Origin of the sequence: Faecalibacillus intestinalis, assembly GCF_003024685.1 — a bacterium.
In the GTDB taxonomy this organism is placed as follows: domain Bacteria; phylum Bacillota_I; class Bacilli_A; order Erysipelotrichales; family Coprobacillaceae; genus Faecalibacillus; species Faecalibacillus intestinalis.
In genome coordinates this window covers 68,431-91,490 of the sequence record NZ_PYLQ01000005.1, presented here as the reverse complement: position 1 = coordinate 91,490, position 23,060 = coordinate 68,431, and the positions used below count along the sequence as shown (strand labels likewise).

Sequence of the window (23,060 nt, the reverse complement as noted above, 5' to 3'; positions counted from 1 at the left end):
TTTTTTTTAATAAAAAGAAGAAAAACGACAAAAAAAATACGATATATATAATAGGAGGATAGAGATATGGATGAAGAAATAACAATACCATTTTATAATGACCTATTATTTAAGTATTTTATCAGTGATAATGATGATAAGGAAAGTATGTATTTATTAAAAACAATCATTGAATCAGTAACACCTCTTCGTTGTCAAGCACTATATGTCATGAATTCAGAATTGATTCCTAGCAGGTATAAAGAGAAAAAAGCTATTTTAGATGTAAGAGTACAAACGGATGAAGGAGAATTTGTTAATATTGAAGTTCAATCGACAGGAATGTTTGAAAGTCTTCATAAGAGATTTCAATATTATGTCTTTAAAAATATTGCAACGCAAGTTCATAGTGGGGATGATTATCGAAAAATAAAACCAGTTTATATGATTATATTGTTTAATGATGAAGATAGAAGGCATCATGAGCTTGTTAGAATACGTGGAGACTGTGATGAAAAATATCATGATAGTGACGGAAGTCTTTATCATATCTATTATGTATTTTTAAAAGAGATTGATCGTATTATTAAAGAGAAAGGAAAAGAGAATTTAAATGATTTAGAAGAGTTAAGTTATTTGATTGAAAAAGGTAGTCTTTGTGATAGAATAAATATGACAGAGGTGGGAAGAATCATGAAAAGAAAATATGATAGATTTATGGAAGACATGAATTTAAGAGAAGAAGCCTGGGCATATGAAAAAGCAAGATGGGATGAGTTAGCTCGCTATGATGATATGAAAAAAGAGTTAGATGCTCAACTTGCTGAAGCAAAGATGAAAGCAGCAGAAGCTGAGACAAAAGCTAAAGCTGAATTTGTATTAAAGCTTTTTAAAAGCAAATATTTAAATGAAGACACACAATGGCTTGAAAATCTTACCGAACAACAATATGATCAAATATTTAAGAAGTTAATAGAAGATGCTAGTTTAGAAGAAATAAAGAAAATAATAGGTGATTAAAGTACGAGAAATCGTACTTTTCTTTTTCTTTAATATTGAAAAATAAATTATATTTCTTTAATATATTTTTGAAGAAAAAGGGGAGAAGTGAATGATTAAATTAATTGCGACAGATATGGATGGAACTTTTTTAGATTCTTCTAAAAGATTTTCAATGGAATTTTTTGATATTTTTGAGGAACTTAGAAAAAGAAAAATAAAATTTGTGATTGCATCGGGGAACCAATATTTCCGTTTGTATCAAAAATTTTTACCGATTTCTAATGAAATGTATTTCATAGGAGAAAATGGAAGTTATATTGCTAAGGGGGTAAAATTGATTGCGACAAATACGTTAAAAAAAGAACAAGTACAAGCGGTGATTCAATTAGTAGAATCTCATCCAGAATTGAATATGATTTTATGTGGGGTTAAAAGTGCCTATTGTTTAAATGAATTTAAACATTTAGAACCAGTGGTACGTACGTATTATTGTAATTACCAATTTGTAGAGAGTTATGATGATATTGATGATGAAATTATGAAGATTGCTATTTATGATCCAAATCATCAAATTATCCGTTATGCTGATGATATTGCTTGTGGTTTAGATAAAGGTGTTAAGGCAACAACTTCAGGTAATGAATGGATTGATATTCAAAATGAAGATATTAATAAAGGTGTTGCCATAAAACGCTTACAAAGAGAATTGAATATTAAACCAGAAGAATGTATGGCGTTTGGTGATCAAATGAATGATTATACTTTATTAAAATCTGTCAAATATAGTTATGCTATGGCCAATGCTGTTCCACGTATTAAAGATATTGCTTATGGCATTGCTAAAAGTAATGATCATCAAGGTGTATTAGAAGTTATAAAAAAAGAAGTTTTGAATCAAAAATAAAGTGTAAACTCTTACATTGAAAATTGTTTTTGACATATTAAAATAAATAATGACAATTGAAATTATTGTGATATAATGAGGAAGCTATTGAAGGGAGAGTAGCGTATGAATATTAGAAATATAGCGATTATTGCCCATGTAGACCATGGAAAAACAACATTAGTAGACCAATTATTAAAGCTATCTGGAACATTAGAAGACCGTGAACAAATTAGTGAACGTGCGATGGATAGCAATGCCCTTGAAAGAGAAAGAGGAATTACAATTCTTGCTAAAAATACAGCAATTAATTATAAAGATTATCGAATCAATATCATGGATACACCAGGCCATGCTGACTTTGGTGGAGAAGTAGAACGTATCATGAACATGGTAGATGGTGTTTTATTAGTAGTAGATGCTTATGAAGGAACAATGCCACAAACACGTTTCGTTTTAAAGAAAGCTTTAGCTGCTAAAGTAAAACCTATCGTAGTTATTAATAAAGTAGATAGACCTGTAACACGTATTGATGAAGTTATGGATGAAGTCTTAGAATTATTTATGGAATTAGGCGCAGATGATGACCAATTGGAATTCCCAACAATCTATACTTCAGCTTTACAAGGAACATCGAGTTTAGATCCTGATATTTCAACACAAGTACCAAATATGGATTGTTTATTTGATATGATTATCAAAGAAATACCTGAACCATTAGTAGATGTTGATGGACCTTTACAATTCCAACCAGCTTTATTAGACTATAATGATTATGTAGGACGTATTGGAATCGGACGTATTCAAAGAGGTAAGATTCATGTTAATGAATCAGTCACTTGTGTAAGAGCTGATGGAAGCCACACACAATTTAGAATTCAAAAATTATATGGATTTATTGGATTACACCGTATTGAAATTGAAGAAGCCAGTGCAGGAGATATTGTTGCTATTGCTGGTCTTGCTGATATTGGTGTTGGTGAAACAGTATGTACAACTGGTCAAGAAGAAGCTTTACCGTTATTACATGTCGATGAACCAACAATTCAAATGGTTTTTGGAACAAATACTTCACCATTTGCTGGTCAAGATGGTAAATTTGTGACTGCTAGACAAATTGAAGAAAGATTATTTAAAGAAACAAATAGAGATGTATCTTTAAAAATTGAAAGAATCCAAAATAAAGAAGAATGGATCGTTTCTGGACGTGGAGAATTACACTTATCTATTTTAATTGAAAATATGAGACGTGAAGGTTATGAATTACAAGTTTCTAAACCTAAAGCAATCATGAAAGAAATCGATGGTGTTTTATGTGAACCATATGAAGAAGTAACTATTGAAGCACCTGATGATTGTATTGGAGCGGTTATTGAATCACTTGGATATCGTCGAGGTGTCTTAGAAACAATGGATTCTCGTGATGGACAAACACGTGTTGTTTATACAATTCCGTCAAGAGGTTTATTTGGATTTATGACAAATTTCTTAACAATGACAAAAGGATATGGAATTATTTCTCACTCATTTATTGATTACCGTCCAATGGAAGGTGAAACAGTTGGTAAGAGAAACTTAGGTGTTTTAATTTCAATTGATAGTGGACAAACAACAGCTTATTCACTTGGAAGTGTTGAAGACCGTGGAGTAATGTTTGTTGGGCCTGGTGTGGATGTTTATGAAGGTATGATCGTTGGTGAACACAGTAGAGATAATGATTTAACAGTTAATGTTACTAAAGGAAAACAAATGACAAATACTCGTTCATCATCCAAAGATTCAACAGTTGTTTTAAAAAGACCTCGTCAATTTAATCTAGAATCTTGTTTAGATTATATTAATGAAGATGAACTTGTTGAAGTAACACCTGAAAATATTCGATTAAGAAAACGCTATTTAACTGAAAACGAAAGAAGACAACAATATAGAAAAAATAATGCATAAGAGCTCTTTTAGAGCTCAATGGAGTCAACTTAAGATGAAAAGATAGATTTTGAATAAAAATCTATCTTTTCTTTATAAAATAGAAAACATCAAGTATAATATGTTTGAAGAAAGTAGGGGATAAAATGATAGCAGGTATAGAAGTTAATCTATCATTAATTTTAAACATTATTCGTACAATTATTGATTTATTATTAGTGTGGTATATTTTATATTTAGGAATTAGTATGTTTAAACAAAATATGAGAACGATGCAGTTATTTAAAGGGGTTCTCATTATTTTGTTAATTAAATTAGTAACAAGTGTTTTAGGACTTTCAACAATGTCTTATTTAGTAGATACGGTTTTGACTTGGGGAATTATTGCGGTAATTGTAATCTTTCAACCAGAAATTCGTTCATTACTTGAAAAAATGGGACAAACTAAAAGAGATTATCATATGGAACGTTTATCAAATGATCAAAAGGAACATTTGTTAGATGAAATTGTTGATTCAGTGACAAAGTTATCAGAAACACAAACAGGGGCCTTGATTACTTTTGAAAGAGGACAATCTTTAATAGATTATATTAATACAGGAACTAAAATCAATGCCGATATTAAATCAGAATTATTTAATACGATCTTTTGGGAAGGAACACCTTTACATGATGGGGCAGTTATTATTAAAGATGACCGTGTTGTTTGTGCAGCTGCCTTTTTCCCACCAACTCAAAAGGATCTTTCACCTATTTATGGGGCAAGACATCGTGCTGCTATAGGAATAAGTGAAATTACTGATTCATTAACAGTTGTAGTTTCTGAAGAAACAGGAACGATTTCTTTTGCTATCAAAGGAGAACTTATTAAAATTCCAAGAAAGGAATTAAGAGCAAGCTTAGTTAATGAACTAGGTTGGTTTAAATCAGAAGATGAAGAAGGTGATGAAGATGAGTAAAAATAATCAAGAACATCGTGATTCAACAACTGATTTTTTCTTAAATTTTATTTCAAAAGAAAAAGAAAAACCAAAAACAGAAGAAAAACATATCACTCATCAATCTATTAATGATGAAATAGATTCAAGGGGAAGAGCTTTTGTCAATGGTGCTATTAAAGTGATGAATTTTATTAATTCTACTTTAGATAGAATGTTACAATCAGGATTATCTTTAAAAATATTATCATTTATTTTAGCAACGATTTTACTATTTACAGTTAATGGAGGTAATTTTGAAAATGTATTTTCAACACCTAATTCAGGAGATTATATTCAACAAGTCCCTGTGAAAATAGAAAATTTACAAGATGATTTTGTTGTAGCTGGAATGCCAGAGACTGTAAGTGTAGGCTTAGTTGGTCCTTCTATTGATATTTATAATGCTAAATTGATGAAAAATTATGAAATATATGCTGATTTTTCGGGAATAGGGGAAGGTGAACAGACAGTAGAATTGAAATCAAGAAATTTCTCTAATGATTTAGAAGTTCTCATTGTTCCTCAAACAGTAACGGTAACAGTTTCACAAAAGGTAACTAAAACGTTTAGTTTAGGATATCGTTTTAAAAATGAAGATAGCTTAAAGGATAAACATTCTGTTTCAGTAGATAGTATTGAACATAGTGAAGTAGAAGTAAGGGGTTCACAAGATAATATTGATAATGTTTATTCTGTTGAAGCAGTTATTGATTTAAAGGGAGTGACAGATTCGTTTACTCAAGAATGTAAAGTAAAGGCTTTTGATCGAAGTGGAAAAGCTTTAAATGTAAGTGTTATTCCTTCCACTGTTAAAGTGGATTGTTCATTGTCTAATTATAGTAAGACAGTTCCACTTGTACCTGAATATACAGGAAATGTGGCTAATGGATATGCAATCGATCAAATGACTTTTTCAAAAGATAAAGTAAAGATTTATGGTGATGAAAGTAAATTAAAGGATATTAATAATATTAAAGTTAAAGTGGATGTAAGTGATTTGGAAGAAGGTCGTACATTTAAAGACTTAAAATTGTTAAGTGTTTCAGGAGTTAATAAGATGTCATTTACTAAAGTGGATGGAACAATTACGCTTGTTCCTTCTGAACAAAGACAATTTACAGATATGCCAATTCAAATAAAAAATGGCAAAGAAAACAATGTTTCTATGTCAAGCGATACATGCAATTTAACAGTTATTGGTACAAGTGATCGTATTAATGCTCTTACAAATGATGACATTAAGGTCTATGTAGATGTCGTTGGGTTAAAAAAGGGTCGACATAATGTGAAATTAGAAGTAGAATTAAGTGACGAAACTTTAACATATCGTTTAGATAGCGATGAACAGATTCGCGTAAATATAAAGAAATAGGAGAGATTTGAAATGGGAAAATATTTCGGAACAGATGGCTTTCGTGGGGAAGCTAATAAAGATTTAACAGTTGAACATGCTTATAAAGTAGGAAGATACATTGGGTGGTATTTTGGAAGAAATAAAGATCATGCTCAAGTTGTTATTGGGAAAGATACAAGAAGAAGTTCTTATATGTTAGAATATGCACTTGTTGCTGGACTTACAGCAAGTGGTGCTGATGTTTCTTTAATGCATGTAACAACAACACCAAGTGTTGCTTATATTACAAGAACAGATGGTTTTGATTGTGGAATTATGATTTCTGCTTCACATAATCCATATTATGATAATGGTATTAAGGTTTTAGATTGTAATGGTCATAAAATGGATGCGAAGGTTGAAAATTTAATTGAACAATACATTGATGGTGAAGTAGATGAAATTCCATTTGCTACAAAAGATGAAATTGGATGTGCAACAGATTATTCAGTAGGTAGAAATAGATATTTAGGATATTTAATGTCAATTCCTACACGTGCTTTTAAAAATATTCGTGTTGGTTTAGATTGTGCAAATGGTGCAAGTTCTAATCTTGCTAAAAGTGTTTTCGATGCTTTAGGAGCAAAAACTTATGTGATTCATAGTGAACCAGATGGTTTAAATATTAATACAAACTGTGGTTCTACACATATTGAATCATTACAAGAACTAGTAAAATCTAAAGGATTAGATATTGGTTTTGCTTATGATGGTGATGCTGATCGTTGTTTAGCTGTTGATGAATTTGGAAGAGTTATTGATGGTGATTTAATTCTTTATGTTTGTGGTAAATATTTAAAAGAACATGGTGAATTATCTAATGATACAATTGTTACAACAGTTATGTCTAACTTAGGTTTATATAAAGCGTTAGATAAAGAAGGTATTAAATATGAAAAAACAGCTGTTGGAGATAAATATGTTAATGAAAACATGGTGAAAAATGGTCATTGTATTGGTGGAGAACAATCAGGACATATCATTTTCTCTAAACATGCCACAACAGGAGATGGTATTTTAACATCTTTAAAAATTATGGAAGCAGTTATTGAAAGCAAAAAAACATTAGCTCAATTAGTTGAACCTGTAACAATTTACCCTCAATTAATGAAAAATGTATATGTAAGAAATAAAAAAGAGGCTCAAAATGATGTTGAAGTACAAAAAGTCATTAAAGAAGTTGAAGATAAGTTAGGTGATGAAGGACGTGTTCTTGTTCGTGAATCAGGAACTGAACCAGTTGTACGTGTTATGGTTGAAGCGGATACAAATGAAAAATGTTTACAATCTGTAGATTATATCATTACTAAAATGAAAGAACGCGGATTTGTTATCGAAAGATAAAATCACATATTATCACAAAATATTGCCATATATTATGGCAATATTTTAACTATAATAGGTCATAATAGAATAGGATACAAATGAGGTGAAGAAGATGTTATTTAAAATTAATATTATAGATGATGAAAAAAATCTAAATGATTTGGTAAGAACTTATTTAGAAAAAGAAGGCTATAGTGTTTGCTCATTTTATACGTATGATGAAGCTTTACTTCATAAAGATGATGATGTACATCTATGGCTTATAGATATTATGTTAGATAAGGCAAGTGGTTTTGAATTGTTTAATGAAATAAAGGCAAGTAAGCCTAAAATGCCAATTATATTTATGTCAGCTAGAGATCAAGAATTTGATCGTATTATTGGTTTAGAAAAAGGCTCAGATGACTATATTACAAAACCATTTAATATTAAAGAAGTTATTTTAAGAATTAATAATTTATTAAAACGTGCTTATGATAATCCATCTAAGATACAAATAGATGGTTATGATATTGATTTAGAAAAAAGAAGAGTCTTCTATAACAATAATGAAATCATTTTAACAACAAAAGAATATGATCTACTTGTTTACTTTTTAAATAACAAAGGATTAGCTATTTCAAGAGAACAAGTTTTATCAAAAGTATGGGACGAAAATTATTTTGGTAGTGATCGTGTCGTTGATGATACACTTCGAAGATTACGTAAAAAAATGCCAGAAATTAATATTCGTACGATTTATGGATTTGGATATCGTTTAGACTAATGCTTACGAAATATTCTTTACAAAAACAACTTGTTATTATTTTTTCAATTATTGCAATAGGTGTTTTAGCAATTCTATTGCCTATTATTGATAACAACTTAACACATGTTATTGATAATGAAATGTATGATGTTTTGACACGCTCACAAAATGATTTTTACTCATATGATTTTTCTCCTGATTATGCAGGTTCAGATAAACAAATTTATCATTTTACTTATAACATTAATGAAGATACGCTTACAACAGCGCAAAATATTTCTGCTAAGAAATATCAAATATTAGATTATGTTTTTCAAAATGATCTTTATAAGATGGTTAAGAAAAATAAAAAGAAATTACAAGAAAAGGTTAAAATGCAAGACCAAACAGTATATTATCAAATTGTAAAAGCGGATGATTCTAATTATATTATTTCACTTGTTTATAGTGATTATTCTAAAACATTGATTAATAATCTAAAGGAGCAAGTTATTGATATCTTTTATGTTGCTTTTTTAATTATTGGACTTGCTTTGTTTATTTGGGTTTCATCTTTAATAAAACCATTGAAACTTATTAAAAATTATATAGATGATATAAAAAATGATAAAGAAAGTGAATTGCATATTCAAAGAGAAGATGAGATAGGTGTTTTATCTTCTTCGTTAATAGAAATGAAAGAAGAAATAGATCGACAAAATGAAATTAAAGAAGAAATGATTCATAACATTTCTCATGATTTAAAAACACCTATTGCTTTAATTCAAACATATGCTCAAAGTATTAAGGATGATATTTATCCTTATGGAGATAAAGATTCATCAGTGGATGTTATTTTAGAAAATACAGATCGGTTAGAAAAGAAAGTAAAAAGTTTACTATATTTAAATCGATTAGATTACATAAGTGGACAAATTGGAGATGAAACATGTTCAATGAAAGAATTGATTGAACATATTGTTTTCCAATTAACAGCTATGCATTCACAAATAGAAATTATTACAGATTTACAAGATTCATCTTTTAAAGGAAAAGATGATTATTGGCGTATTTGTATTGAAAATATTATAGAAAATGCTGCTCGTTATGTACACCATGAAATTAAAATTATTTTAAAAGATCAATATTTAGAAATATTTAATGATGGTGAACCTATAGATAATTCAAATCCTGAATCTTTATTTCAACCTTATGAAATAGGTCATAAAGGACAATTTGGTTTAGGATTATCTATTGTTTATAAAACAGTAACAATGTATGGATATAAAGTTGAAGCTGTTAATAGAGTTGATGGTGTAAGTTTTATTATTCAAAAGAAAGATTAGTCGAATGATTAATCTTTTTTTTAAAAAGTGTTGCTTTTTTTGATAAAGAGTGGCACTATTTTAGAGTTATCAATTCTCAAAAATAGAGAAAAAGAGTATAATAAACTTTAAGGAGTGAGTAAAGATGAAAGTTGTTGTTGCTGCTGGAGGAACAGGTGGACATTTATACCCTGCTCTTGCATTAGTTGAATATATAAAAAAACAAGATCCAAATTCAAAATTTTTATTTATTGGAACAAAGGATCGTTTGGAATCTCAAGTTGTTCCCCAACTTGGATATGATTATGTTGGTTTAAATGTTAAAGGATTAGCGGGTAATCCTTTAAAGAAAGCTCATGCAGCTTTGTTATTTGTTAAATCTATTGGAAAAGCAAAAAAAGTTATAAAAAAATTTAATCCTGATATTGTTGTTGGTTTTGGTGGATATCCAAGTGCTTCAGCTTTAGAGGCTGCTGCAAGTTTAAAAATTAAAACGATGATTCATGAACAAAACTCAATTATTGGTTTAACAAATAAGATTCTTATAAAAAAAGTAGATAAGATCATTTGTTGTTATCAAAAAGCGTATGAAGAATTTCCTCAAGAAAAAACACTATTGCTTGGAAATCCTCGTGCAAGTGTTGTCAGCCATGAAGTTCCTAAAGATATTTATGATAAATATGGTTTAGATAGAAATAAAAAAGTTGTTACGATTGTTATGGGATCATTAGGATCACAGACAGTTAATCAAACGATGAAGGAATCGATGAATCAATTTGTTGGTAAAGAATATCAAGTACTTTATGTTACTGGGAAACCTTATTATGAATCAATGAAAGATTATAAAAATGAAAACGTAAAAATCATCCCTTATGTTGATGATATGCCTTCTTTAATGCATGCGACAGATCTTATTGTTTCACGTGCAGGAGCCAGTACCCTTGCTGAATTAACAGCTTTAGGCGTACCAGCTATTTTGATTCCTAGTCCTTATGTAGCAGCAAATCATCAAGAATATAATGCACGTGAATTAGAAAATAACCATGCTGCTAAAATGATTCTTGAAAAAGATTTAACAGGAGAAAAATTGATTTCTACAATTGATAGTGTTATTAATGATCAAACTGCACTTCAAATTTTAACAGAAAACGCTAAAAAGTTAGGAAAGCCAAATGCAGTTGAAGACATGTATCAAGAAATTATTTCGATGTTAGGAGACTAATGATGAAGTTTGAAAAATATTATGAAGAACTTAAACAATTAGATGTTGGAAAAGTTCTTAAAGATGAACCGTTATATAAACATACAACTTATCGTGTAGGTGGGCCAGCAAAATTATTTATAAAAGTTCAAAATGTCGGTGAGTTGATTGAAGTGATAAAGTATTGTCGTAAGCATCGTATTCAACTTTTTGTTATTGGAAGAGGTTCAAATTTATTATTTTCAGATAAAAGTTTTGAAGGAATTATTATTTCCCTTGAAGATATGAATCAATATCATGTCAATGGGAGCGAAGTAACTGCCCAATGTGGTGTTACAATGATTAAACTTGCTTATGATTGTGCTAAAATTGGTTTGAGTGGTTTTGAATTTATGGGAGGAATTCCTGGAAATATCGGTGGTGGTATTTTTATGAATGCAGGGGCCTATAAATCATGTTTAAGTAAAGTTGTTAAATCAGTAAAAGTATTAGATGAACATTTAAAAGTGGTTGAATTATCTAAAGATGAAATGGATTTTTCATATCGACATTCCATCATTCAAGACCATCCTAAATGGATTGTCTTGGAAGCTACTTTTGTTTTGGAAAATAAAAGTGTTGAAGAAATTAATGAAACTTTAGATAAAAGAAAAGAAAGAAGAATGTCTACGCAACCTTGGAATAAACCAAGTGCAGGAAGTGTTTTTAGAAATCCAGAAGGTGCGGCTGCATGGAAATATATTGATGATGCAGGTCTTAGAGGTTATGAAATTGGTGGAGCACAAGTTTCTCCAAAACATTCTAACTTTATTGTAAATAATGGTTATGCTTCTGCTAAGGATATTCATGATTTGATTTTTTATGTCCAAAAAACAGTTCAAGAAAAGTATGGTGTTTTATTAAAACCAGAAGTACGTTTTATTAATTGGGAGTCTTAAGATGACAACGTATGTATATAATGAACATGATGAAAATCAAGTGTTAACAATGAGAAATAAATTAAAAAAGAAAAAAAGAAAAAGAAGAATTAATTTTGTGCTTATTGTTTTGCTTTTGATATTTTTAGTGATTTTTTTCTTTGGAGATATGTCTAAAGTAAAAAAAATAACTGTTTCAGGATGTCATTTGACTTCTGCTGAAGAGATTATTGAACGATTACCGGTTAAATCAAAAAAAACTTATTTTTTTAAAGTAAATAAAAAACAGGTTGAAACAGAGGTTGAAAAAATGATCTTTGTTGAAAAAGCAACTGTAACGAAAGATTTGATAGGGAATATAAAGATAAGAATTAAAGAAAATAATGCTTCTTTATATGGCTATATTAATAATATTTTATATGTTGCAGATCAAGATGGCATTTTTGAACAAGATCAACAACAAAAATGGATTTCTTATGTACAACGTTGTCCACAAATGATGAATTTTGACGAAGAACATTTCCGATCATTTGTGAAAGCATATGTCAAATTACCATCAGTTGTTCAAAATCAAATCTCTAGTATTGTCTTTGAACCTGATGAAAAAGATCAAACCAAATGTAAGTTGGAACTTGATGATGGTAAGGTTTTTTATGTACGTATTGAAGACATGGAAAAACAACTTACATCAACAAATTATTACTTGGTTATTCAAAGTTATCCTGATCATAAATACTATGATTATTTAGGAAAAAATGTCTATGTATACAATTAAATAGTGTATGAAAAAAGCTACGTGTTTGAAACTAAAACCTTTAAATATCGTGGCTTTTATGATAATATAATGATATATGTAGTAAGGGGAGATAGACATGAATGAAGTTTATGCAGTATTGGATATAGGTAGTGCTTCAATTGAATTGTTAGTTGGTGAAATTATCAATTCTAATTTACATGTTCTTTTTTCTAAAAAGGTCCCTAGTCATGGTGTAAAAAAAGGCATCATTGAAGATGAAAATTTATTAGTAAATGATATCAAAGGAGTTGTTCAAGAAGCTAATGATTTTCTAGATGGAGAAATCAAAGCAGTTGGTCTTACAATCCCTACTATTCGTTCTAAACTTTATCAAAGTAATAGTAGTGTATCACTTAGTGATCATGATAAGATTTCTAAGGATGATATTGTAAGAGGTTTGAAACTTTCTACTAAATTCAAAAAATCTCATGAAGAAGAGGTGGTTTGTGTAATACCAGTTCGCTTTAATGGTGATTTTGGAATTAGTCAAGTACCTCCTATAGGAGAAGCTTCAAGAAATTTAATTATTGATACATTGATCATTACTTCACAAAAACAGATTTTATATCCATATATTATGGCCGTTGAAAAGGTAGGTTTAGAAGTTATGGATATTTGTATCAATGCCTTTGCGTGTGCAAAGGAAGCTTTTGATGTGGTTTATCTTCAAGAAGGTGCATTGATTATTGATATGGGATATAAAACGTCAACAATATCTTTCTACAAAGATGGATATTTAAAATATTTAACAGTATGTTCAGTTGGGGGTTATAATTTGACTAGAGCAATTGCTCAACATTTACAAATTTCTATGAATCAAGCTGAAACATATAAAGTCAAATATGGTTCTTTGGATTATACTGTTGGACAAGAGGATACTATTCATACAACTGAGCTTCCAGATGGTCGTAAAGATTATACACAAAAAGATTTTGCGGGTATTTTAGAAGAAGCTGCAGTTGATATGTTAAATGTTATTAAAGAAAAAATGGGTGTTATCGATAATGGACAACATTATGAAACACTGATTGTTGGTGGCGGAGGAGAACTTGAGCTACTAGATAAAGTTGCTGGTCGTGTTTTAGAAGGTCCAGTGAGAGTTTATCGTCCAGATATTATTGGCATTAGAGATATGGCATTTGTTTCTTCTGTAGGAATGATTTTTTATATGTCTGATCGTGCTAAATATCTTGGTCCTTATGAAACATCTGTTGTTTTACCGGATATTTCTAATACAATGGCTGTGAGATTTAAAGGACTTACGAAAGTAAAAGATACAAAAGAGAAAACTGGAAGATTTAGTAGATTACTAGATACTTTCTTTGGTGAAGAAGAATAGATAAAAGAGAGGGTAAATCATGAACGAAGAATTAGATTTTGAACAAGTTGCAAAAATAAAAGTAATCGGTGTTGGTGGCGGAGGAAACAACGCTGTTAACCGCATGGTTGAAGAAGGCGTTAGAGGAGTAGAATTCTTTGTCGCAAATACAGATGTACAAGTATTACGTCGTTCGCCTGTAGAAAATAAAATTATTTTAGGAAAAGATTTAACAAAAGGTTTAGGAGCAGGAGGTAATCCAGAAGTAGGAAAGAAAGCTGCTTTAGAATCTGAAGGAGATATTAGAACTGCCCTTGAAGGTGCAGATATGGTTTTCATTGCTGCTGGTATGGGTGGTGGAACTGGTACTGGTGCAGCACCTGTTTTCGCTAAGATTGCTCGTGAATTAGGAGCATTAACAGTAGGTGTTATTACTAAACCATTTACTTTTGAAGGAATGAAACGTAAAAAACAAGCAATCGAAGGTATTGATGAATTACGTTCTAATGTAGATAGTATTATTGTGGTTTCAAATGACCGTTTATTACAACTAATTGGTGGACGTCCAATGCAAGAAGCATTTAGAGAAGCTGATAATGTATTAAGACAAGGTGTTCAAACAATTACTGATTTAATTGCTGTTCCTGCATTTATCAACCTAGACTTTGCAGATATCTGTGCAGTTATGAAAAATAGAGGAAATGCGTTAATTGGTATTGGTATGTCATCAGGAGATGATAAAGCAAAAGAAGCTGCAAAACGTGCAATTTCTTCACCTTTATTAGAAGTTTCCGTAGCAGGTGCTAAAGACGCTATTATTAACGTTACAGGTGGACCAAATATTTCATTATATGATGCTAATATTGCTCTTGAAACAATTACTCAAGAAGTTGGAGATGACATTAATACTTATTTAGGTATTGCTATTAATGAAAACTTAGATGATGAAATTATTGTTACTGTTATCGCAACAGGATTCGAAGAAGAAAAGGAAGAAGTAACTGTCCAACCTTCAGTAGCAAGACCTTTAGGTGAAGAACCACAAACTTTTGAATCATATGATGATGACGAAGATGATGATGATGGTTTTCCACCAGCATTTATCAAAAATAGAAGAATTTAATAAGATGAGCTAACGATGTTAGCTCATTTTTATAAAGGAGGAAATTTAAATGAAAATTGGATTTATAGGATTAGGAAATATGGCGGGGACAATTTGCCAAGGTCTTATTAAAAGTGATTTTATTGATGGTAGCGAGGTATATGGATATGATATAAATAGTCAACAGCTGATGATGTTTGAACAAGATTTTGGTATTCATGTATGTTCAAGTGAACAAGACGTTGTTAAAAATTGTGATTATTTGGTGATGGGGGTTAAACCAAATGTCGTAGAAAGTGTCATTTCAAAAATAAAATCAGTCATTGATCAACAAGTGATCGTTTCAATTGTTGCTGGTTATGGAAATGATAAATATGAAGAATTATTACCGGGAACACATCACTTAACAATTATGCCAAACACACCAGCTAAGGTATTAGAAGGAACGACTTTATTTGAAAAAGACAATACTTTAACAGCTGAAGAATTAAATTACGTACAAACAATGTTTGAAAGCATTGGTGAGGTTTATCTTATTGAAAATTATCAAATGGTTGCCGGTGGTGCTTTAAGTGGTTGTGGACCAGCTTTTGTTTATATGTTTATTGAAGCTTTAGCAGATGGTGCAGTTTTAAATGGTTTGCCTCGTGATTTGGCTTATAAGCTTGCCAGCCAAACTGTTTTAGGAAGTGCAAAAATGGTTAAAGAGACGCAATTACATCCAGGTATTTTAAAAGATCAAGTTTGTTCTCCAGGTGGTATTACGATTCAAGGTGTTAAGGCTTTAGAAGAAAATAATTTTAGAAACGCTGTGATGGAAGCAATCGATCGTTCAAAAAAATAATGTGTAGAAAGTATGGATTTTTGTCCATACTTTTTTAAATGTCCAATCTTTTTTGACATCTTTTTTACTTGTCATCATATATGATGATAAAGGGGTAAGCAAGATGGAGGTCTATGTTGAATTAACTTATTGTATGAATGGTATTTTATTTATCATGACTTATGAAATGATTTCATTATTGCTTAATATTAATTGGTCATTTTTGAAAATCCTTTTCTTGAGTTTTTTAAGTAATATATCGATTGTTCTCATTTATATAGACTATTTACCATATATAAGTTTTTTATACTGGATTGTCCTTTTTTTATTTATTTTTAAAAAACAATTTTTCTTATATTTTCCAGTTTTTTTAATTGTTTATTTTTCAATACTATTCTTTATCAATACCCTAATAAAAGAATCATTTATATACAACGGAATCTTGATTACTCCCATAAATTATAAAGATATAGTTATTGTTGTTATGATATGTGTTTTTTTAATCATTGAAACAATTTATTTAATTTATACAAAAAGAAAAATAAAACAAAAAGATGATCTATATGATGTAACACTTATTTTTAATAATAAGATTTATCATCTTTCAGGGTTTTTAGATAGTGGTAATCATGCAAACTATCTAGGTTATCCACTTATTTTTATTAAAAAAAGTAAAATTGATACTTATCAACAATTAGATACATTGATTATTGATGGCTTAAAAAAAAGAAAAATAGATATTATTTTAGTTGACCAAGTTTTAGTAAATAAGCAATCTTTAAGAAATGTTTATATAGGTGTATTGGATGAATTAGATTATGATTGTTTATTAAATAAAGAATTGATGGGAGGGATTATTTGATGTGGCAAATGATTAGACAGTTTTTAAATACAAAACAGTATCTTTATTATATAGGAAGACATGATATTTTACCGCCTCCTTTAAAAGGTCAACAAGAAAAGGAAATAATTGAAAAAGCAGTTTCTGGGGATCAAAAAGCAAGAGATTTATTGATTGAACATAATTTAAGATTGGTTGTTTATGTTGCTAAAAGATATGACAATAGCGCCAATTGTCCTTTGGAAGATTTAATTAGTATTGGCACAATTGGTTTAGTAAAAGCAATCAATACTTTTAAGGCAGATAAAAATATTAAACTTGCGACGTATGCTTCAAGGTGTATTGAAAATGAAATACTTATGTACTTAAGAAAAAATAATAAGATTCGTTATGAGATTTCTTTAGATGAACCTTTAAATATTGATTATGATGGTAATGAGTTATTATTAGGAGATATCGTAGGAACAGATGATGATCTTGTTGAACAAGAGATGTTGAAAAGTGATCAAAAGAAAATTTTTTATGAAGCTTTAAAAGAATTGAATGAAAGAGAAAAAGAAATATTGATTTTAAGATATGGTTTATCTAATAATGATGAATTGACACAAAAGGATGTTGCTGATTTATTAGGTATTTCACAATCTTATATTTCTAGATTAGAAAAAAAGATTATAAAAAAATTAAGAAGTCAATTAAATTATGATGAAGTGAAATAGTATATTTTTATCAAAAAAAGCCACACTAATTTTGGTGATTATTGTGGAAAAAGAAAGTTTTATGAGCACTATCCCTATTCAAAAAACTCTTTCTAAAGAAGAATTATATACATTGATTCAAAATTATCAAAAGAATCATGATCAAAAAAGTAAAGAAATGATTATTCTTTCTAATACAAAATTAGTGTTATCTTTAATGAAAAGATTTTACCAAAAATCAAATCATTATGAAGATCTGTTTCAAGTAGGCATCGTTGGTCTAATAAAAGCAGTCGATCATTTTGATACCAATTATCAATTACAGTTTTCAACGTATGCAGTTCCTTTGATCATTGGTGAAATGAAACGTTATTTAAGAGATAATACACAAGTTAAGATTTCTAGACCAATCAAGGATTTAGCTTATGCTATTTTAAAAGAAAAGGAAAAATATTTAAATCAATATCAAAGAGAACCAACGATTCAAGAATTATCACAAAATTTAAATATTGAAAAACAAAATATTATAGAAGCAATGCAATCTACTCAAAGCATTGCTTCTTTCCAAGATGTTGTAGGAAATGATAATCAAAATGAATTATCATTATCAGATATTGTCTCACTTGATCCAGAAACATTGAAACATTATCATGATCACCTTGATTTAAAAAATGCCTTTGATTGTTTAAATCAAAGAGAAAAGAAAGTAATTCAAGAAAGATACTATCAGGGTTATTCGCAATGTGAAATAGCAGATGAGCTTTTTGTATCACAAGCGCAAATTTCTCGAATTGAAAAAAAAGCTTTAGAAAAATTACATAAAAAATTAGTCTAAAGCATATTTTATAGGGGTGATCGTATGAGATTTGTATCATTACAATCAAAAGATGTGATTAATGTTTATGATGGTAAAAAAATAGGGTATATTGCGGATATTGAATTAGATTGGTGTCAAAAATGTATACGTGCTTTAATTGTCGAAAAAATGAATTTTTTTCATTTTTTTTGTTTTTTTAAAGAGCCTCCTGTCTTAGTTATTCCGATTGAATGTGTGATTTCTTTAAAAGGCGATGTGATTTTAGTGAATATTGAACAGGTTTAGCTAGATTTCCTTGTTGATACCTTTGATAATCAATAAATGTATGGTATAATATTGAGGAAATAAAAGGAGGATGACTTCATGGGTTACGGTGAAAAAGTAAAAAAATGGTTTTTCGATGAAGATGGGGATGGAGAAGATATTGCTGAAGATTATGATGCTGTAGAGGTTGATACTGTACCTAAAACAAGCTTATTTGAACAAGCAAAACTTTCTAAAACAAGCGAAGCTGTGAAATCATTAAATATGAATAAAGATAGTCATTTAGTTTTATTTGAACCACGTTCATTTGGAGAAACTCAAGATATTGCAAATTATTTAAAAACAAAAAAAGCAACAGTTGTTAATTTACATCGTTTACAAAAAGATCAAGCTAAACGTGTTGTTGATTTCTTAAGTGGTGTTATTTACGCTATTGAAGGTGACATTCAAAGAATAGGACCCAAAATTTTCTTATGTACACCTCGTAATATTTCTGTTGCAGGAACAATTGATCTAGATGAAGATGAACAAGAAGATTAAAAAGTATGGTTTCCATACTTTTTTAAGTTATGTTTGAACATTTTAAAGGGGAAGAAGTCTTTGTAAAAAAGGTACTTGATTATTTGGATCAAGTACAATATAAACAAAGACTTATTTTAACGCAATTTTTAGATCCGTATCATCAATCAATTGTTAAAAGTGTTATTGGGCATCAAGATGAAGTTCAAGTTTTAGAAAATGGTGGTTTTATTCATAGTGAAAGTCAAAGAATAATTATTGCTCCTTATTTTTATGAAATAGAAAAGGAAGATTTTGAAATCGTTGTTTGTAAGATTATTTATGCAAAAAATTTTGAAAAATTAACACATCGAGATATTTTAGGTGCTTTAATGTCTTTAGGAATTAAAAGAGAGTTATTTGGAGATATTGTTGAAAAAGACAAAGATTTTTATTTAGCTGTTGATCGACATATTTATGAATATTTAAAAGATCATTTATCAATGATTAAAAGAAGTAAAGTAAAGTTTGTTGAATGGGATGAAGAAATAGAAGTAAAAAATGATTATTTAGTAAAATCATTTATTGTATCTTCATTTCGATTAGATAAGATCATTTCTTCTTTTTATAAAATTTCAAGACAAAAAGCAGCAGAATTTATTCGTGCTGGTCATGTAAAAGTTAATCATAAACCGGTTGAACAAATAAATTATTTATGTAATAATAAAGACATAATATCATTCAAAAAACATGGTAGAGTGATGTTTGTTGATTGTAATAAACAAACACGCTCTGATAATTATGTGGTTGAAGGGTATTTTTATAAGTAGGGAGTGAACATGATGTTATTGAAAAAACAAGTATTTGGTTATAATAAGTCACAAGTTGATGAATTGATCAATGAAAAAGATAATGAAATAAAACAGTTGAATGATCAAATTAAAAAATTACAAGAAGATTATCAACAATTAGAACATCAAAAATCATTATTACAGCATCGTGTAAACATCCAAGAACAAACAAATGAAGAAATTGCACGTCTTGCATTAAAAGAAGCAAGCGAACTTATTGACAAAGCGAAAAAGAATGCTAATATGATACTGAGCGAATCGCTAGAGTATGTTCGTTCGTTGTCGGGTGAGATGAGCGACTTTAAGGCGCAAGCTGTTAAATTTAGAGCTTCGGTCGAAAAAATGTCAAAAGATATCCTTGAGTCTATTGACCAGTCAGAAGTTTATAATTTAATTAATGAAGATAAATACGATGAAGGAGACAGTTTATAATTAGAGTTTTAAGAGAGCTGATGGTTGGTGTAAATCAGTAACAAAGATTATAATGTATCACTCTGGAGTAGCCCTTTGAATTAAGTAGAAGGTGACGTTAATCGCGTTAAGATTTCAAGAGCGTATGAAAATACGAATTAAGGTGGTACCGCGATCACATCGTCCTTAGGATGATGTGTTTTTTTATTTTTAAAGAGAGGAAAGAAAAAATGAATTACAAAGACACATTATTAATGCCAAAAACTGACTTTGAAATGCGTGGAAACTTACCAAAAAAAGAACCTAAGTATGTAGAACGTTGGCAAGAAAACGACATGTATAACAAAGTTATCCAACAAAACGAAGGAAAAGACAGCTTTGTCTTCCATGATGGTCCTCCGTATGCTAATGGAAATATGCACATGGGGCATATGTTAAACAAAGTCATCAAAGACGTTATTTGCCGTTATAAAAATATGAATGGTTTCTATACACCATATATTCCTGGATGGGATACTCATGGTTTACCGATTGAAAATGCTATTCAAAAATTAGGTGTTAATCGTAAAGAAATGCCTACAGCTAAGTTTAGAGAAAAATGTGATGCTTATGCACATGAACAAGTAAATAAACAAATGGAACAATTGATCCGTATGGGAACATTTGCGGATTATAAACATCCATATTTAACATTACAACATGAATTTGAAGCAAGACAAATTGAAGTTTTTGCTAAAATGGCAATGGATGGATTAATTTTCAAAGGATTAAAACCAGTTTACTGGTCACCATCAAGTGAATCTGCTTTAGCTGAAGCTGAAGTTGAATATCATGATATCAAATCACCAACAATTTTTGTTAAATTCCAAGTTAAAGATGGTAAAGGAGTCTTAGATAACGATGTTAATTTCGTTATTTGGACAACTACTCCTTGGACAATTCCTGCTAACTTAGCAATCTGCTTAAATGCTTCTTATAACTATGCATTAGTAGAAACTGAAAAAGGAAAATTAATTGTCTTAGATACTTTAGTTGATGAATTAATGGCTAAATTTGAAATCACAGATTACAAAGTTGTTAATCATTATAAAGGATCTGAATTAGAATACATCACATGTCAACATCCATTATATGATAGAGAATCATTAGTTATCTTAGGAGATCATGTAACATCTGACTCTGGTACTGGATGCGTTCATACTGCACCTGGATTTGGGGCAGACGACTTCTTTGTAGGTCAAAAATATAACTTACCAGCTTATTGTAACGTTGATGAACATGGTTGTATGATGGAAGATTGTGGTGAATGGTTAGCTGGTCAATATGTTGATGACGCCAATAAAACAGTAACTATGAAATTAGATGAAATTGGAGCTTTATTAAAACTTGAATTCATCACACACAGTTACCCACATGATTGGCGTACTAAAAAACCTATTATCTTTAGAGCAACTGATCAATGGTTCTGTTCATTAGATAAAATCAGAGATAAATTATTAAGTGAAATTGATAATGTTAACTGGTTAAATGAATGGGGACACATCAGAATCTATAACATGATTAGAGATCGTGGAGACTGGTGTATTTCACGTCAACGTACTTGGGGTGTACCAATTCCTATTTTCTATTGTGAAGATGGGACTCCAATTATTGAACAAGAAGTATTTGATCATATTTCTGAATTATTTAGAGAACATGGTTCAAATGTTTGGTTTGAAAGAGATGAAAAAGATTTATTACCTGAAGGATATACAAATGAACATTCACCAAATGGTATCTTCAAAAAAGAAAAAGATATCATGGATGTATGGTTTGACTCAGGAAGTTCACATACAGGTGTGATGGTAGAAAGAGGATTTAATTATCCAGTAGATCTTTATTTTGAAGGTAGTGACCAATATCGTGGATGGTTCAACTCATCATTAATTATCGGTGTTGCTGCTCATGGTAAAGCTCCTTATAAAACTGTCTTATCACATGGTTTCGTATTAGATGGTAAAGGAAATAAAATGTCTAAGTCATTAGGAAATACAGTAGATCCTATTAAACTTGTTAACCAATATGGTGCTGATATCGTAAGATTATGGGCTACTTCTGTTGCTTATCAACAAGATGTTCGTATTTCTAATGAAATCATGAAACAAGTGGCTGAAGGATATCGTAAAATCCGTAATACCATGAGATTCGTTTTAGGTAACTTAAATGACTTCAAAGCAAGTGATTTAGTAGAAATCAAAGATTTACCTGGTGTTGATCAATATATGTTAGCTAAATTAAATGAATTAATGAAAGCTTATGATGAAGCTTATGCAAATTATGACTTTGCAACAGCTAACCAAGAAATCTTAAATTACTTTACAAATACTTTAAGTTCATTCTATATGGATTTCACAAAAGATATCTTATACATTGAAGATGCAAATTCTCCACGTAGAAGACAAGTTCAAACTGTTTTATATCATCATGCTAAAACAATGATGAAATTATTATCAACAGTACTTGTATTTACTGCTGAAGAATTACATGATCATTTCCATTGTGATGAAAATAAAGCAGAATCTATCTTCTTAGAACCAAAATATGAATTATTTGATATTGAAAATGAAGAAGAAGTTTTAGCTTATTTCTCTAAATTTATGGAAGTAAGAAAAGATGTTTTAAAATCTATGGAAGGTTTAAGAAATGAAAAATTAATTAAATCGAACATGGAAACAAAAGTAACATTATCTTTAAAAGATGAATATAAAGATATCGCTAACTTAAAAGATGATTTAAAACAATTATTTATTGTGGCTAAAGTTGAATTAGTTGATGATACAACTTTAGAAGAATATGAAACTAGCTACATTAAAGTTGAAAAATTCGACGGTGTACAATGTCCAAGATGTTGGAACTATTTCGATGAAGATGAAATGAATGGTGAATTATGTTCACGTTGTGCAAGTGTAGCTCATCGTGTAGCTGAATAGCAGATAACAGGATGTATCG

22 protein-coding genes and 1 other annotated feature are annotated in these 23,060 nt (G+C 29.7%); all 22 genes read left to right on the top strand.

The genetic code is table 11. The annotated features are described in order from the left end of the window. The first annotated feature begins 66 nt into the window (after positions 1 to 66). Positions 67 to 999, top strand: a complete 933-nt coding sequence (locus C7U54_RS05495) for an Rpn family recombination-promoting nuclease/putative transposase (RefSeq protein WP_107029566.1) — start codon at positions 67 to 69, stop codon at positions 997 to 999. A 91-nt stretch (positions 1,000 to 1,090) separates the two neighbouring features. Then, on the top strand, positions 1,091 to 1,885 hold the full coding sequence (locus C7U54_RS05490; protein WP_107029565.1) for a Cof-type HAD-IIB family hydrolase: 795 nt from the start codon (positions 1,091 to 1,093) through the stop codon (positions 1,883 to 1,885). Between the two features lie 105 nt (positions 1,886 to 1,990). Further along, on the top strand, positions 1,991 to 3,808 hold the full coding sequence (gene typA, locus C7U54_RS05485) for a translational GTPase TypA (RefSeq protein ID WP_022001809.1): 1,818 nt from the start codon (positions 1,991 to 1,993) through the stop codon (positions 3,806 to 3,808). Positions 3,809 to 3,933: 125 nt separating this feature from the next. Then, complete coding sequence (gene cdaA / locus C7U54_RS05480) at positions 3,934 to 4,746, top strand: diadenylate cyclase CdaA (protein WP_022001808.1); 813 nt, start codon at positions 3,934 to 3,936, stop codon at positions 4,744 to 4,746. After that, complete coding sequence (locus C7U54_RS05475) at positions 4,739 to 6,139, top strand: CdaR family protein (protein ID WP_158561862.1); 1,401 nt, start codon at positions 4,739 to 4,741, stop codon at positions 6,137 to 6,139. Before cdaA ends, C7U54_RS05475 begins: the two co-directional genes overlap by 8 nt. A 12-nt stretch (positions 6,140 to 6,151) precedes the next feature. Beyond that, on the top strand, positions 6,152 to 7,504 hold the full coding sequence (gene glmM, locus C7U54_RS05470; RefSeq protein WP_107029563.1) for a phosphoglucosamine mutase: 1,353 nt from the start codon (positions 6,152 to 6,154) through the stop codon (positions 7,502 to 7,504). Positions 7,505 to 7,598: 94 nt separating this feature from the next. Further along, positions 7,599 to 8,252 carry a response regulator transcription factor gene (locus C7U54_RS05465; protein ID WP_022001805.1) on the top strand — a complete coding sequence of 218 codons (654 nt, stop codon included), beginning with the start codon at positions 7,599 to 7,601 and terminating at the stop codon, positions 8,250 to 8,252. Next, positions 8,252 to 9,559, top strand: coding sequence for a HAMP domain-containing sensor histidine kinase (locus C7U54_RS05460; protein ID WP_107029562.1), 1,308 nt, complete (start codon positions 8,252 to 8,254; stop codon positions 9,557 to 9,559). Before C7U54_RS05465 ends, C7U54_RS05460 begins: the two co-directional genes overlap by 1 nt. 124 nt (positions 9,560 to 9,683) lie before the next feature. Continuing rightward, a complete protein-coding gene (gene murG / locus C7U54_RS05455; protein WP_022001803.1) occupies positions 9,684 to 10,760 on the top strand; it encodes an undecaprenyldiphospho-muramoylpentapeptide beta-N-acetylglucosaminyltransferase in 1,077 nt (358 codons plus the stop codon). Positions 10,761 to 10,762: 2 nt separating this feature from the next. Next, complete coding sequence (gene murB, locus C7U54_RS05450; protein WP_022001802.1) at positions 10,763 to 11,677, top strand: UDP-N-acetylmuramate dehydrogenase; 915 nt, start codon at positions 10,763 to 10,765, stop codon at positions 11,675 to 11,677. A 1-nt stretch (position 11,678) separates the two neighbouring features. Continuing rightward, on the top strand, positions 11,679 to 12,431 hold the full coding sequence (locus tag C7U54_RS05445) for a cell division protein FtsQ/DivIB (RefSeq protein ID WP_107029561.1): 753 nt from the start codon (positions 11,679 to 11,681) through the stop codon (positions 12,429 to 12,431). A 97-nt stretch (positions 12,432 to 12,528) separates the two neighbouring features. Further along, a complete protein-coding gene (locus tag C7U54_RS05440) occupies positions 12,529 to 13,791 on the top strand; it encodes a cell division FtsA domain-containing protein (protein ID WP_107029560.1) in 1,263 nt (420 codons plus the stop codon). A gap of 19 nt (positions 13,792 to 13,810) precedes the next feature. Further along, positions 13,811 to 14,893 (top strand): cell division protein FtsZ, encoded by a 1,083-nt coding sequence (gene ftsZ / locus C7U54_RS05435; RefSeq protein WP_022001799.1) that lies wholly within the window; start codon positions 13,811 to 13,813, stop codon positions 14,891 to 14,893. A 49-nt stretch (positions 14,894 to 14,942) separates the two neighbouring features. Continuing rightward, positions 14,943 to 15,716 (top strand): pyrroline-5-carboxylate reductase, encoded by a 774-nt coding sequence (gene proC / locus C7U54_RS05430; RefSeq protein WP_107029559.1) that lies wholly within the window; start codon positions 14,943 to 14,945, stop codon positions 15,714 to 15,716. Positions 15,717 to 16,179: 463 nt separating this feature from the next. Next, positions 16,180 to 16,557: a sigma-E processing peptidase SpoIIGA gene (locus C7U54_RS15510; protein WP_230308165.1), complete on the top strand. Its 378-nt coding sequence runs from the start codon at positions 16,180 to 16,182 to the stop codon at positions 16,555 to 16,557. Continuing rightward, the gene (locus C7U54_RS05420) at positions 16,557 to 17,252 is read left to right on the top strand and encodes a sigma-70 family RNA polymerase sigma factor (protein ID WP_022001796.1); all 696 of its coding nucleotides are present in this window, start codon (positions 16,557 to 16,559) and stop codon (positions 17,250 to 17,252) included. Before C7U54_RS15510 ends, C7U54_RS05420 begins: the two co-directional genes overlap by 1 nt. Positions 17,253 to 17,295: 43 nt before the next feature. Continuing rightward, on the top strand, positions 17,296 to 18,066 hold the full coding sequence (locus tag C7U54_RS05415) for a sigma-70 family RNA polymerase sigma factor (RefSeq protein ID WP_233544733.1): 771 nt from the start codon (positions 17,296 to 17,298) through the stop codon (positions 18,064 to 18,066). Positions 18,067 to 18,090: 24 nt separating this feature from the next. Beyond that, a complete protein-coding gene (locus tag C7U54_RS05410; protein WP_022001794.1) occupies positions 18,091 to 18,333 on the top strand; it encodes a PRC-barrel domain-containing protein in 243 nt (80 codons plus the stop codon). A gap of 78 nt (positions 18,334 to 18,411) precedes the next feature. Continuing rightward, positions 18,412 to 18,852, top strand: a complete 441-nt coding sequence (locus C7U54_RS05405) for a cell division protein SepF (RefSeq protein ID WP_022001793.1) — start codon at positions 18,412 to 18,414, stop codon at positions 18,850 to 18,852. Positions 18,853 to 18,881: 29 nt separating this feature from the next. Next, positions 18,882 to 19,640, top strand: a complete 759-nt coding sequence (locus C7U54_RS05400) for a YlmH family RNA-binding protein (RefSeq protein ID WP_107029558.1) — start codon at positions 18,882 to 18,884, stop codon at positions 19,638 to 19,640. A 9-nt stretch (positions 19,641 to 19,649) separates the two neighbouring features. Beyond that, on the top strand, positions 19,650 to 20,093 hold the full coding sequence (locus C7U54_RS05395) for a DivIVA domain-containing protein (protein WP_022001791.1): 444 nt from the start codon (positions 19,650 to 19,652) through the stop codon (positions 20,091 to 20,093). After that, positions 20,065 to 20,263 (top strand) — a binding site (T-box leader). (Overlaps the previous gene by 29 nt.) A gap of 39 nt (positions 20,264 to 20,302) precedes the next feature. Further along, positions 20,303 to 23,041, top strand: a complete 2,739-nt coding sequence (gene ileS, locus C7U54_RS05390; RefSeq protein ID WP_107029610.1) for an isoleucine--tRNA ligase — start codon at positions 20,303 to 20,305, stop codon at positions 23,039 to 23,041. Positions 23,042 to 23,060 lie beyond the last annotated feature (19 nt).

What these genes read in the sequence shown, in the direction of transcription:
- C7U54_RS05460 (WP_107029562.1), top strand. Translation starts at nt 8,252, where the DNA reads ATGCTTACGAAATATTCTTTACAAAAACAACTTGTTATTATTTTTTCA.
- ileS (WP_107029610.1), top strand. Translation starts at nt 20,303, where the DNA reads ATGAATTACAAAGACACATTATTAATGCCAAAAACTGACTTTGAAATG.
- C7U54_RS05395 (WP_022001791.1), top strand. Translation starts at nt 19,650, where the DNA reads ATGATGTTATTGAAAAAACAAGTATTTGGTTATAATAAGTCACAAGTT.
- C7U54_RS15510 (WP_230308165.1), top strand. Translation starts at nt 16,180, where the DNA reads ATGATATGTGTTTTTTTAATCATTGAAACAATTTATTTAATTTATACA.
- C7U54_RS05490 (WP_107029565.1), top strand. Translation starts at nt 1,091, where the DNA reads ATGATTAAATTAATTGCGACAGATATGGATGGAACTTTTTTAGATTCT.
- glmM (WP_107029563.1), top strand. Translation starts at nt 6,152, where the DNA reads ATGGGAAAATATTTCGGAACAGATGGCTTTCGTGGGGAAGCTAATAAA.
- C7U54_RS05475 (WP_158561862.1), top strand. Translation starts at nt 4,739, where the DNA reads ATGAGTAAAAATAATCAAGAACATCGTGATTCAACAACTGATTTTTTC.
- murG (WP_022001803.1), top strand. Translation starts at nt 9,684, where the DNA reads ATGAAAGTTGTTGTTGCTGCTGGAGGAACAGGTGGACATTTATACCCT.
- C7U54_RS05445 (WP_107029561.1), top strand. Translation starts at nt 11,679, where the DNA reads ATGACAACGTATGTATATAATGAACATGATGAAAATCAAGTGTTAACA.
- proC (WP_107029559.1), top strand. Translation starts at nt 14,943, where the DNA reads ATGAAAATTGGATTTATAGGATTAGGAAATATGGCGGGGACAATTTGC.
- cdaA (WP_022001808.1), top strand. Translation starts at nt 3,934, where the DNA reads ATGATAGCAGGTATAGAAGTTAATCTATCATTAATTTTAAACATTATT.
- C7U54_RS05420 (WP_022001796.1), top strand. Translation starts at nt 16,557, where the DNA reads ATGTGGCAAATGATTAGACAGTTTTTAAATACAAAACAGTATCTTTAT.
- C7U54_RS05495 (WP_107029566.1), top strand. Translation starts at nt 67, where the DNA reads ATGGATGAAGAAATAACAATACCATTTTATAATGACCTATTATTTAAG.
- ftsZ (WP_022001799.1), top strand. Translation starts at nt 13,811, where the DNA reads ATGAACGAAGAATTAGATTTTGAACAAGTTGCAAAAATAAAAGTAATC.
- C7U54_RS05400 (WP_107029558.1), top strand. Translation starts at nt 18,882, where the DNA reads ATGTTTGAACATTTTAAAGGGGAAGAAGTCTTTGTAAAAAAGGTACTT.
- C7U54_RS05440 (WP_107029560.1), top strand. Translation starts at nt 12,529, where the DNA reads ATGAATGAAGTTTATGCAGTATTGGATATAGGTAGTGCTTCAATTGAA.
- typA (WP_022001809.1), top strand. Translation starts at nt 1,991, where the DNA reads ATGAATATTAGAAATATAGCGATTATTGCCCATGTAGACCATGGAAAA.
- C7U54_RS05410 (WP_022001794.1), top strand. Translation starts at nt 18,091, where the DNA reads ATGAGATTTGTATCATTACAATCAAAAGATGTGATTAATGTTTATGAT.
- murB (WP_022001802.1), top strand. Translation starts at nt 10,763, where the DNA reads ATGAAGTTTGAAAAATATTATGAAGAACTTAAACAATTAGATGTTGGA.
- C7U54_RS05465 (WP_022001805.1), top strand. Translation starts at nt 7,599, where the DNA reads ATGTTATTTAAAATTAATATTATAGATGATGAAAAAAATCTAAATGAT.
- C7U54_RS05405 (WP_022001793.1), top strand. Translation starts at nt 18,412, where the DNA reads ATGGGTTACGGTGAAAAAGTAAAAAAATGGTTTTTCGATGAAGATGGG.